We start from the raw sequence: 12304 nt of genomic DNA on the forward strand, positions 1-12304 counted from the left end.
CAGGCGGTGGGTGCGGTGCTGTGGAGAGTGCGAATCCATCCACAGATCCGAACGCCGCGGGGCCGGGGTCGGATGCCCCGGGTAGCGTGGTCGACGTGAACGACACCGTCCCGGCGACCAGCACCCTGGATGCATCCACCTGTCTGCGTGAGGTGTTCGGGTACGACTCGTTCCGGGGCGACCAGCAGGCCATCGTCGACCAGGTGATCGCCGGCGGCGACGCCGTCGTGCTGATGCCCACCGGCGGCGGCAAGTCGATCACGTACCAGGTTCCCGCCCTCGTCCGCCCCGGTACCGGGCTGGTGGTCAGCCCCCTCATCGCGCTCATGCACGACCAGGTGGCTGCCCTCCTCGCCAACGGGGTGCGCGCCGCGTACCTCAACTCGACCCAGCTGCCGCACGAGCGGCAAGAGGTCGAGCAGGCGTACCTCGCGGGCGAGCTCGACCTCGTCTACGTGGCCCCGGAGCGCCTGAACCTCCCTCAGACCAAGCAGCTCCTGCAGCGGGGGCGGCTCAGCGTCATCGCGATCGACGAGGCGCACTGCGTGTCGCAATGGGGCCACGACTTCCGTCCCGACTACCTGCAGCTGGGCGCGCTCGCCGACGACTTCCCGGGCGTTCCCCGCATGGCGCTCACGGCCACCGCCACGCAGGCGACGCACCGAGAGATCGCCCAGCGCCTGAACCTGCCCGACGCCCGGCACTTCGTCGCGAGCTTCGACCGCCCCAACATCCAGTACCGCATCGAGCCGAAGACCGACCCCCGCCGGCAGCTGGTCGCCTTCATCGGGTCGATGCCCGCCGGCGCGACCGGCATCGTCTACGGCCTCAGCCGCAAGACCGTCGAGCAGACCGCCGAGTACCTCTGCGGCCAGGGCATCGACGCGCTGCCGTACCACGCGGGCCTTCCGGCCGAGGTGCGGGCAGCCAACCAGTCCCGGTTCCTCCGGGAGGACGGCGTGGTGATGGTGGCCACGATCGCGTTCGGCATGGGCATCGACAAGCCCGACGTCCGCTTCGTCGCCCACATCGACCTGCCGAAGTCCGTCGAGGGCTACTACCAGGAGACCGGCCGCGCCGGCCGCGACGGCGAGGCATCCATCGCGTGGATGGCGTACGGGCTCGGCGACGTCGTGCAGCAGCGCCGGTTCATCGACGCCGGTGAGGGCGACCGGGCGTTCAAGCAGCGCCAGCAGCAGCACCTCGACGCGATGCTCGCGCTCTGTGAGACGGTGGGATGCCGCCGGCAGAACCTGCTCGGCTACTTCGGCGAGTCGTCCGGTCCGTGCGGCAACTGCGACACATGCCTCACCCCGCCCGAGACGTGGGACGGCCTCGTTCCCGCGCAGAAGCTGCTGTCGACGATCGTCCGGCTGCAGCGCGAGCGGGGGCAGTCGTTCGGCGCCGGCCACCTGATCGACATCCTGCGCGGTGGCGACACGCAGCGCATCCGCCAGCAGGGCCACGACAAGCTGGCGACCTTCGGCATCGGCGCCGATCTCAGTGAACAGGACTGGCGCAGCGTCGTTCGGCAGCTGCTCGCCCGCGGGCTGCTCGTGTCGCAGGGCGAGTACGGCGTGCTGGGGCTCAGCGAGACGAGCGGCGGGGTGCTGCGCGGCGAGAGCCCGGTTCCGCTGCGGCGCGACGTGCTCGGGCGCAGCGGCGGCTCGTCCCGGGTGCGCAAGAGCAGCGTTGCCGAACAGGTCGCCGAGGGCGACCGTCCGCTCTTCGAGGCGCTGCGGGCATGGCGAGCCGAGCAGGCGCGAGAGCAGGGCGTGCCGGCATATGTCGTGTTCAACGATGCAACGCTGCGGGCGCTCGCGCAGCTGCGGCCCGCCTCGGTGACCGACCTCGACGGCATCAGCGGCATCGGAGCGAAGAAGCGAGAGGCGTACGGCGAGTCCGTGCTCGCGGTGGTGGCCGCCGGCTGAGAGTCCGCGGCATCCCGACCTCACGCTAGAAACCGAGCGATGTTCGGTTTATGATCGTGGAATGAGCAACGATGCCGCACCCGAGCGCCCCTGGCTGAATCCCGAACTTCCCACCTCCGAGCGGGTCGAGCTGCTGCTCGCCGAGATGACCCTCGAAGAGAAGGCGGGCCTCTTCTTCCACACGATGATCGCGATGGGCGAGGACGGAGAGCTGTCCGAGGGCAGCGAGATGTTCGGCATCCCGTCGAACCGCCACCACGTCGTCGACCAGCACATGTCGCACTTCAACCTGCTCGGCGTCGCGCCGACGGCGGGCGACATCGCGCGGTGGTACAACAAGCTGCAGGAGCTCGCGGCATCCACCCGGCTCGGCATCCCCGTGACGATCTCCACCGATCCGCGCCACGGGTTCAGCGAGAACCCGGGCGCGTCGATGCTGGCCGGCCCCTTCTCGCAGTGGCCCGAGCCCCTCGGGCTCGCCGCGACGGCCGATCCCGAGCTGGTGGAGCGCTTCGGGGACATCGCCCGCCGCGAGTACACCGCGGTCGGCATCCGCGTCGCGCTGCACCCGCAGGTCGACCTCGCCACCGAGCCCCGCTGGGCGCGGCAGCTGCAGACGTTCGGTGAGGATGCCGACCTGTCCGGCCGGCTGGGGGCCGCGTACGTGCGCGGATTCCAGGGCGAATCGTTCGGGCCGGGTTCGGTGTCGACGATGACGAAGCACTTCCCGGGCGGCGGCCCGCAGAAGGACGGCGAGGACCCGCACTTCGACTACGGTCGCGAGCAGGTCTACCCGGGCGACAACTTCGAGCACCACCTGAAGCCCTTCGAAGAGGTCTTCGCCGCCGGCGGACGCCAGATCATGCCGTACTACGGGATGCCCGTGGGGACCGAGTACGAAGAGGTCGGCTTCGGCTTCAACAAGGGCGTGCTCACCGGCCTGCTGCGCGAGCGGTTCGGGTTCGACGGGATCGTGTGCACCGACTGGGGCCTGGTGACCGACCAGCCCATCATGGGCGCCGACTTCGCGGCCCGCGCGTGGGGCGTCGAGCACCTCACCCCCGCCGAGCGGATGACGAAGATCCTGGATGCCGGAGCCGACCAGTTCGGCGGCGAGCAGGAGCCGCAGATGCTCATCGACCTCGTGCAGTCGGGCGTCGTCGCCGAGGAGCGGCTGGATGTCTCGGCTCGCCGGCTGCTGCGCGAGAAGTTCGAGCTCGGGCTCTTCGAGAACCCGTTCGTGGATGCCGCGGCCGCCGACGCCGTCGTCGGGTCGGACGAGTTCCGCGCCGCGGGATACGCGGCGCAGCAGGCATCCGTCACCGTGCTCACCAACGACGGCGCGCTGCCCTTCGCGCGCGGGGCGAAGCTGTACGTCGAGGGCATCGCCGCCGACATCGCCGCGCAGTACGGCGAGGTCGTCGCGAGCCCCGCGGAGGCGGATGTCGCGATCCTGCGGATCCAGGCGCCCTACGAGGAGCGCGGCACGATGTTCGAGAACTTCTTCCACGCCGGATCCCTCGACTTCCCGGCGGCGGTCGTCGACCACGTCGCCGAGGTGGCGGCGGCCGTGCCGACCGTCGTCGACGTGTTCCTGGATCGTCCCGCGATCCTCGGCCCGGTGGTCTCGGCCGCCGACGCGGTCGTCGCGAACTGGGGTTCGGGCGCGCCGGCACTCCTTGACGTGCTCTCCGGCGCGGTCCCGGCGACCGGCAAGCTCCCGTTCGACGTGCCCCGTTCGATGGCGGCGGTGGAGGCATCCCGCCCCGACGTGCCCTTCGACACCGCCGACCCGCTGTTCCGGTTCGGCCACGGTCTGAGCCTGTAAACCGCGAGCAACCCGGTTCGCTCGTCACGATCGGCGGCTTCGGCCGCGCATCGTGACGAGCGAACAGGCTCCGGGGCGCCGTCAGGCGCGGGCGCCCCGCACGGCGTCCCAGACCGCGTCGGCGACGTGACGCTTGCTGCCGGACGCCTCGGCCACGACCGTGTCGGAGGCGCCGACGATCAGCACCGCGTTGTCGGGCTGCTCGAAGCCGTGACCCTCGGACACGTCGTTGACGGCGAGCAGGTCGACGCCCTTGCGGCGGCGCTTGCGGATGCCGCGCTCGCGCAGGTCCGCGGCATCCTCCGCGGTCTCCGCCGCGAAGCCGACGATCGTCTGACCCGGACGCCGCGCCTCCACGAGCCCCGCGACGATGTCGTCGTTCTTGACGAGCTCGATCTCGTCGAGCGGCCCGTCCTCCTTGGAGAGCTTGCGTTCGGCGACGGCTGCCGGCCGGTAGTCGGCGACCGCTGCCGCCATCACGACGACATCGGCGGACTCGGCCGCCGAGGTCACCGCGGCGCCGAGTTCGGCCGCGGTCCCGACCGGCACGATCGAGACGCGCGGATGGACGGCATCCGCCCGCACGGCCTGCTCGACGTGCGCCGCGATCAGCACGACTTCGGCGCCGCGGTCGGCGGCCGCGCGCGCGAGGGCGACCCCCTGCCGTCCGCTGGAGCGGTTGCCGAGGAAGCGCACCGGGTCGATGGGCTCGCGGGTTCCGCCGGCGGTGACGGCGACCCGCAGGCCGGTGAGGTCGGCCGGCCGCACCACGCCGAGGGCGAAGTCCAGGATGTCGTCGGGCTCGGTCATCCGGCCCGGGCCGCTGTCGGTGCCGGTCAGCTGCCCGATCTCGGGGCCGACGACGTGCACGCCGCGGGCGCGGAGCACGGCGATGTTCGCCTGCGTGGCGGGATGCTCCCACATCTCGGTGTGCATCGCGGGGGCCACCACGACCGGGGCGGACGTCGCCAGCAGCGTGGTGCCGAGCAGGTCGTCGGCGAGCCCCGCCGCCATCCGGGCGAGGGTGTTCGCGGTCGCCGGGGCCACGATGACGAGCTCGGCGGCCTGCCCGAGCGCGACGTGCCGCACGGTGTCGACGCCCTCGTGCACGGAGGTGGTCACCGGATGCCGGCTGATGGCCTCCCACGTGGGCAGCCCGACGAAGCGCAGGCTGTCCTCGGTGGGCACGACGTGCACGTCATGGCCCCGCAGCACCAGCCCGCGCACGAGCTGGACGGTCTTGTACGCGGCAATGCCGCCGGTCACTCCCACGACGATCTGCACGCCCCCGATTCTGGCACCCCCGCGACCCCGGTGCGCGGACCGGGTCGTACACTCATCGACGTGTGCACCGTGATCATCGACGTCCCCGACGATTCCGCGGGAGCAGTCCGGCTGCTCGCCGTCCGCGACGAAGACCCGGAGCGTCCCTGGCATCCGCTCGGGCAGTGGTGGCCGCAGCATCCCGGAATCACGGGCGTGCACGACATCCGCGCGGGTGGGGCGTGGCTGGCGGCCGATCCGGCCCGCGGTCGCCTCGCGATCCTGCTGAACCGTGCGGGCACCCTCGACCTCCCGGAAGACCGGCTGGTCTCGCGCGGGACCCTTCCGCTCGCCTCGGTCACGGGACACGAGCTGGATGCCGCGCCCCGCACCCACGGCTTCAACCTCGTCGAGGTGGTCGGCGCCACCGCCCGGGTGCACGCCTGGGACGGCCACGAGCTCGTCACCACGCAGCTCGAACCCGGCGTGCACATGCTCGCCCACGACGGCGTCGACGACCCGGAAACTGCGCGCATCGCCCGCTGGCTGCCGGACTACCGCGCCGCGCGGCCGGCTCCCGGCGACGATCCGGCGTGGCCGGCGTCGTGGGTCGATCTGCTCGCGCGCAGCGCCCGGCTCGGTCCCGACGACGACCGGGCGATCATCCGGGACAACAACCCGCACGGGTATCCGACCGAGTCGCTGCTCTTCTGCACGGCGACGGTGTCGGATGCCGGGGCGCGGGTCGATTACGTCCCGCTCCCGAGCCCGGCGCACTGGGCGCCGAGCACGCCCGTGACCTGACCTCCGCCGAGAAAGGGCCGCGCCGACGAGACAGGGTCGCCACGGCCCCGTCTCGTCGGCATGACCCCGTCTCGCGGACGGCGCCGCACACCGGTCGGGCGGTGCCGGGCGTCAGCCGATCTCGGCGCGCGCGGCGAGCACCTCCGTGCGTCCGCGCGGCACCACGACCACGGGAACGGGGGAGTGGCGCACGACCTTCGCGGCGTGCGATCCCACGAACACCCGCGCGATCGGTCCGAGACTCGACGAGCCCACGATGAGCACCTCGTTCGGCTCCCACTCCACGTCGTCCATCGCGGCGCTCCAGGACTCGCCGGTGCCGACGACGGCATCCATGGACACCGGCGTGCTCGGCAGCTCGGACAGCTCTTCGAGCAGCCTGTCGGCATCCGCCCGCATCTGCCGCGCCCACTCGTCGCGGATGGGATCTTCGGCACTCGCCCCCACGCCGGCGGTCATCGGCGCCGGCGGGAGCACCGCGAACGATGCCAGGCGCAGCGACCCGCCGCCCGCGGCGGCGATGCCCGCGGCGGCGACGACCAGGTCGGCCGAGGCATCCGATCCGCTGTAGCCGGCGGTGATCCGCGTGATCCGGGCGCCCTTGCCGACACGGTAGCCGCGCGGGGCGATGGCGACCGGCACGGGCGACGCGTGCAGCAGGGCGTCCGCTTCGGACCCGACGCTGACGCGGCCGATCTGCCCGGCGGTCGAGGAGCCGAGGACGATCAGACGGGCGTCGTGCTTCTCGACGAGTTCGAGGATGCCGCGTCGCGCCGACGACGCCTCGTGCACCACGAACTTCGCCTTCACGTCGCCGGCGAGCATCGCGGCCGCGTGGTCGAGCACGACGTTCGCCGAGGCATCCGCATACTCCAGCCACTCCGTGTCGACGGGACGCGCGCTCGGCGGCCAGCTGCGCGGCGTGACCGCCGCGATCACCAGCTTCATGTCGAGCGAACGCGCGAGCAGCTCGCCCAGCTGCACGACGGCCGCCGACCGGCGCCCGGGGCTCACTCCGACCAGGACGGTCATCGATCGCCTCCCTCACCGGGCTGGCGCACGTTCGACGTGTACGGCACCTCGGGGTCGACGCCGACCGGGTGCCCCGTCTCGAGCACGGAGTGCTTGCGGCCGTAGAACCAGTAGTAGACGAGGAACACGAGCGTCCAGATGACGAACACCTCGATCGTGATCAGCCGCAGCTGCGTGATGATCACGATGCAGCCGATGATCGACAGGATCGGGATGGTCCATCCCAGCGGCAGCCGGAAGCCGCGCTCCAGATTGGGTTCGCGCACCCGCAGGATGATGACGCCCACCGACACCACCAGGAACGCGACGAGGGTTCCGATCGAGGTCATCTCGGCGAGGAAGTTGATCGGCACGACGGCGGCGAGGATGCTCGTCACGATCATCACGATGACGGTGTTCTGCGTCGGCGTCATCGTGCGCGGGTTCACCTTCTCGAACACCCGCGGGATCATGCCGTCGCGCGACATCGCGAACAGGATGCGGGTCTGGCCGTACAGCACCACGAGCGTCACCGAGAAGATCGAGATGATCGCGCCGATCGCGATCACCGTGCCCGGCCAGGTCGAGCCGATGATGTTCTGCAGGATCACCGCGAGACCGGCATCCTGACCCTTGAACTTCGCCGGCGCCTGCGCGCCGAGCGCGGCGAGGCAGGTGAGCACGTAGAGCCCGATGATGATCAGCAGGGCGAAGATGATCGCGAGCGGCAGGTTGCGCTTCGGGTTCTTCGCCTCTTCACCGGCGGTGGACACGGCATCCAGACCGACGAACGAGAAGAAGATGATGCCCGCGCCGCCCACGATGCCGGCGAAGCCCGCGGGCGCGAAGTTGTGGAAGTGGTCGGCGTTCCAGCCGGTGAACGCGACCGCGCAGAAGAACAGCACGACGGCGATCTTGATGACGACCATGATGCTGTTCACGGTCGTCGACTCGCTGGCGCCGCGCATCAGCAGCAGCGAGCACAGCACGATCACGATGACGGCCGGGATGTTGATGATCCCGCCCTCCTCGGGAGCCTGCGACCACTGCACCGGGATCTCCCAGCCGAACAGGTTCTGCAGCAGCTGGTTCACGTACTGCGACCAGCCGACGGCGACCGCCGCGGTCGAGACGCCGTACTCCAGCAGCAGACAGGCGCCCACGCCCATCGCCGTCGCCTCGCCGAGCGTCGCGTACGCGTACGAGTAGGTCGAGCCGGACACCGGCACGGCCCCGGCCATCTCGGCGTAGCAGAGGGCGGTGAGGCCGGCGACGATGCCGCCGATGACGAACGAGAAGATCACCGCGGGGCCGGCGATCGGCACCGCCTGCGACAGGATGAAGAAGATTCCGGTGCCGAGGGTTCCGCCCACGCCGATCATGGTCAGCGAGAACAGGCCGATCGACCGTTTGAGGTGCGCCTCGTTCTCCGCCGGAGGGGTGGTGGGCTTGCGTCGCAGCAACTGCTGCCCGATTGTCGTCATGCGAGGCTCCCTCGGTGTTCGGGTGCGCCGGTCCCCATCGATCGGCGCCCCCCAGTCTGTCCCCGCCTCACACCCGGCGCAAGACTCCGCGCCGGGTGTGACAAGCCCGTGACATCCGCGTCATTCCGCGGCGGCACCGGGGACGATCACCACCGGAACGGGCGCGTTGCGAAGGATCTTCGCGGCGCTGGATCCGAGGAACACGCGCGCCATCGGGTGGGTCGCGGACGATCCCACGGCGAGGATGTCGCCCTCGGCCCACTCCAGCGCGTCGATGGCGGCGCGCCAGTCCTCCCCTTCGACGAGCCGCATCTCGAGGTCGTCGGCGGTGAAGCCCGTGCTCGCCAGGTGCTCCCCGGCGTCGCGCTGCGCGCCGGCGGCCTGCGCCATCCACAGTCCGATCACCTGGGTCTCGGCGTGGGCCATGCGGGCGGTCACCGGCCGCCGCGGCGGGGTCACGACGAAGGTCACCACGCGCAGCTTCGCCGAGGTGCGTCGGCAGATCTCCGCCACGCGGGTGAGCAGCGACCAGCTCGCGTCGTCGTCGCGGAATCCCACCGTGACCCGCGTCACGGAGGCGTCCGTGCGGTAGCCGCGCGGGGCGATGGCCACCGGGATGCCGGACGAGTGCACCAGCCGGTCGGTCTTCGAGCTCAGCCGGATGCGGCCGGGGTCGGCATCCTCGCTGGAGCCCACGACGAGCATCCAGGCATCCGACGCGGCCGCCTCCTCCAGGAGGGTCTGCGGCACGGACCGGCCGCTCACCCATTCCGCGGTGCCTTCCACGGCGGGATGCCGCGCCAGGTCGTCGCCGGCCTGATCGACGGCCAGTTCGCCCTCGGCGGCCGCCCAGGCCTCGAACTCCCGATCAGTGCCTCCGGCGGCAGGCGTTCCCCAGCCTTTGGGTACGACGCTGACGACGCGGATCGGGTGGTGCTCGGACCGCGCCAGCTGGGCGGCGAGCTCCACGGCGCTGCGATCCTCGTTGCGCGGGCCGTACCCGACGAGGTACGTCACTTCTCCTCCAGCTCGGGATGGATCGGCTCGGAGATCTCCTCCTCGGACGTGTAGTTGCTGAGGGTCGCGTGCCGGCGACCGTAGACCAGGTAGAAGAGGAACACGATCGCCAGCCAGGTGACGCAGATGATCCAGGTGATCGGCTGCAGGCTGGTGAGCACGTACAGGCACACCAGCACGGTGAGGATCGGGATCACCGGGAACAGCGGCACCTTGAACGGGCGCTCGAGGTTCGGGTACTTGCGGCGCAGCACCATGAGCGAGATGGCGACCAGGCTGAAGGCGACCAGGGTGCCGAACGAGACGCTGTCCCACAGATAGACGTCGTTCACGAAGCCGGCGACCAGGGCGACGAGAACCGACACCACGACCGTGTTGAACACCGGGGTGCCGAAGCGCGGGCTGACCTCGAGGAACTTCTTGGACACCATCCCGTCGCGTGAGATCGAGAACAGGATGCGGGTCTGGCCGTACAGGGTGACCAGGGTCACCGAGAACACCGAGATGACCGCTCCCGCCGAGAGCACCGTCGCCCAGATCGGGGCCCCGGTCACCATCTCCATGACCTTCGCGAGCCCCGCCTCGCCCGCGGCCTTCGTGCCCCACCACGAGACCGGCTCGGCGGCGATGCCGGCCAGGCACACCAGAACGTATGTCGCCGTGACGATGAGGAGCGCGCCGATGATCGCGCGCGGGATCGCCTTCTGCGGGTTCTTCACCTCCTCACCGGCGGTCGCGACCGCGTCGAGGCCGATGAACGAGAAGAAGATCGTGCCGGCGGCCCCGCCGATGCCGGATGCCTGGTGGAAGAAGTTCGAGAAGTGATCGGCGTTGAACGCCGAGAAGCCGATCACGATGAACAGGGCGAGCACGCCGAGCTTGATGCACACCATGATGGCGTTGACGGTCGCGGACTCGGATGCCCCGCGGATGAGCAGCAGCATGCACAGGCCCACCAGGACGATCGCGGGGAGGTTGACGACCCCGCCGGTCGGTGCGCCGTCAGGGCCGGCCATGAACGTGGTCGACAGGGCGGTGGGCAGCTGGAAGCCGAAGAGGTGGCCGAGCAGCTCGTTGAAGTACTGGCTCCAGCCGACCGCGACGGCCGAGACGGCCAGCCCGTACTCCAGCAGCACGCAGCCGCCGACGAGGATCGCGGCGCCCTCGCCCAGGGCGTGGTACGTGAACGAGTACGTCGACCCGCTCACCGGGATGGACGACGAGAGCTCGGCGTAGCAGAGCGCCGAGAGTCCGGCGGCGACCGCGGCGACGATGAACGAGATGATCACCGCCGGCCCGGCGAGCGGGATGGCGTTGCTCAGCACGAAGAAGATCCCGGTGCCGATCGTCGCCCCGACGCCGAACATCATGAGCTGGAAGGTGCCGAGTTTGCGCGGCAGCTCCTCGCCGGCGTGGAACTTGTGCTGGAACAGGATCGGTTTGCGTCGCAGCAGTTGCCGCCCGAGTGAGGTCATCAGGACTCCTGGTGATCGGGCCGGTCCACCTCGACCGGCTCCGTCAAGGGTGACGCCTGTCAGGCCCGGTGACAACCCGGACCGGAAGGAATCCGTCTGGGATCACAGACATTCTTGGTCTCGGTCCGGATGCCGGCCGGTCGTCACACCTCGCGGGCGAAGAGATCCTCCCAGCTCTCCCGGCGGATGACCGCCCGCGCTGCGCCGTCCGCGGCGAACACCACCGGAGGGCGCCGGTAGCCGTTGTAGTTGTTCGCCATCGTGTGCGTGTACGCACCCGTGTTGGGAACCGCCAGCAGATCGCCGACGCGGGCGGCCGGCAGCCGGATCGGATCGATCAGCACGTCGCCGGACTCGCAGTGGCGGCCGACGATCGTGGCATCCTCTTCGGGCTCGTCGTCCATGCGCGCGGCGAGCGCGGCCTCGTAGCGCTGCTCGAACAGCGCCACCTCGAGGTTGTCGCCCATGCCGCCGTCGACCGCGACGAAGTTGCGGGCATCCCGCTTGACCGTCGTGATCGTGTAGAGCGTCATCGCCGACGCGTTGACCATGCTGCGGCCGGGCTCGATGATGAGCTCGGCGCTCGCCGGCAGGTGCTCGCGGGCCGCGGCGATGAGCGCATCGAGGTACTCCGCGACGGATGCCGGATGCTCGTCGTACGTGTAGCGGGCGCCGAGGCCGCCGCCGAGGTCGTACACCGGGAACTCGCCGAGGGTCGCGAGCGGCGCGACGGCGGCGGCGAGCTCCGCCGGGTCCATGATCTGGGAGCCGACGTGCGCGTGCACGCCCCGCATGGTGACGCGCGGGCTCGCCTCGATCCGGGCGATGAGCTCGCGCGCGGCCGGCACGGTGAGGCCGAACTTCGAGCCGATCTGCCCGGTCTGCACGTGGGCGTGGGTGGACGACTCCACGCCCGGGACGATGCGCACGAGCACGTTCTGGGTGCGGCCTTCCGGCACCAGCTGCTCGAGCCGGTCGACGTCGTTCTCGTTGTCGACGACCACGAGGCCGAGTCCGGCATCCACGGCGATCTTCAGTTCCTCGGTGGACTTCGCGTTGCCGTGCATGACCAGCAGGGCCGGGTCGACGCCGGCGCGCAGGGCGCTCAGGATCTCGCCGCCGCCGGCCACGTCGAGGCCGATGCCCTCCTCCACCATGACCCGCTGCACGGCGGTGGCCGGGAACGCCTTCGAGGCGAACACCACGCGGGCGTTCGGCCAGCGCGCGGCGAGTTCGTCGCGGTACTCGCGGGCGCGGGCGCGCAGCGCTCGCTCGTCGACGACGATCGCCGGAGTGCCGAATTCGCGGGCGAGATCATCGGCGCGGCATCCCGCGAATCGCAGTGTGCCGTCGGAGTCGACCGAGGTGCCCGTCGGGAAGAGTTCGAGGATGCCGTGCGTCATGGAGCCGATCCTAGGGTTGCTCCCAGGTCAAACGCAGGGCAGATGCTGGGCAACAGCAGGGCACGCCGGTGTCGGACGTTCGGGCGGG

Annotated in this window: 9 protein-coding genes; 3 read left to right on the top strand and 6 right to left on the bottom strand. The window is 70.7% G+C overall.

Annotated elements, in window-relative coordinates:
- Window positions 1-95: 95 nt before the first annotated feature.
- Both recQ and LK09_RS13005 read left to right on the top strand, forming a co-directional pair.
- On the top strand, window positions 96-1931 hold the full coding sequence (gene recQ, locus LK09_RS13000) for a DNA helicase RecQ (RefSeq protein WP_231563035.1): 1836 nt from the start codon (window positions 96-98) through the stop codon (window positions 1929-1931).
- Between the two features lie 61 nt (window positions 1932-1992).
- Window positions 1993-3759, top strand: a complete 1767-nt coding sequence (locus LK09_RS13005; protein WP_039400071.1) for a glycoside hydrolase family 3 protein — start codon at window positions 1993-1995, stop codon at window positions 3757-3759.
- Window positions 3760-3840: 81 nt separating this feature from the next.
- On the opposite strand, the gene coaBC is transcribed toward LK09_RS13005, so the two are convergent.
- Window positions 3841-5043 (bottom strand): bifunctional phosphopantothenoylcysteine decarboxylase/phosphopantothenate--cysteine ligase CoaBC, encoded by a 1203-nt coding sequence (coaBC, locus tag LK09_RS13010; protein WP_039400073.1) that lies wholly within the window; start codon window positions 5041-5043, stop codon window positions 3841-3843.
- Between the two features lie 60 nt (window positions 5044-5103).
- Between coaBC and LK09_RS13015 the strand changes: the two genes are divergently transcribed.
- Window positions 5104-5826 carry an NRDE family protein gene (locus tag LK09_RS13015; RefSeq protein ID WP_039400283.1) on the top strand — a complete coding sequence of 241 codons (723 nt, stop codon included), beginning with the start codon at window positions 5104-5106 and terminating at the stop codon, window positions 5824-5826.
- Window positions 5827-5937: 111 nt separating this feature from the next.
- Here LK09_RS13015 and LK09_RS13020 read toward each other — a convergent pair whose 3' ends face one another.
- The 5 genes from LK09_RS13020 to lysA all read right to left on the bottom strand — a co-directional run bounded on the left by LK09_RS13020 (window position 5938) and on the right by lysA (window position 12216).
- The gene (locus LK09_RS13020; protein WP_039400076.1) at window positions 5938-6858 is read right to left on the bottom strand and encodes a universal stress protein; all 921 of its coding nucleotides are present in this window, start codon (window positions 6856-6858) and stop codon (window positions 5938-5940) included.
- On the bottom strand, window positions 6855-8321 hold the full coding sequence (locus tag LK09_RS13025; RefSeq protein ID WP_039400079.1) for an amino acid permease: 1467 nt from the start codon (window positions 8319-8321) through the stop codon (window positions 6855-6857). Before LK09_RS13025 ends, LK09_RS13020 begins: the two co-directional genes overlap by 4 nt.
- Before the next feature lie 120 nt (window positions 8322-8441).
- Window positions 8442-9338: a universal stress protein gene (locus LK09_RS13030; protein ID WP_039400081.1), complete on the bottom strand. Its 897-nt coding sequence runs from the start codon at window positions 9336-9338 to the stop codon at window positions 8442-8444.
- The gene (locus LK09_RS13035; RefSeq protein WP_039400084.1) at window positions 9335-10813 is read right to left on the bottom strand and encodes an APC family permease; all 1479 of its coding nucleotides are present in this window, start codon (window positions 10811-10813) and stop codon (window positions 9335-9337) included. Before LK09_RS13035 ends, LK09_RS13030 begins: the two co-directional genes overlap by 4 nt.
- Before the next feature lie 143 nt (window positions 10814-10956).
- The gene (gene lysA, locus LK09_RS13040; RefSeq protein WP_039400086.1) at window positions 10957-12216 is read right to left on the bottom strand and encodes a diaminopimelate decarboxylase; all 1260 of its coding nucleotides are present in this window, start codon (window positions 12214-12216) and stop codon (window positions 10957-10959) included.
- Between the last annotated feature and the right edge of the window lie 88 nt (window positions 12217-12304).

Origin of the sequence: Microbacterium mangrovi (assembly GCF_000802305.1) — a bacterium.
GTDB lineage: Bacteria > Actinomycetota > Actinomycetes > Actinomycetales > Microbacteriaceae > Microbacterium > Microbacterium mangrovi.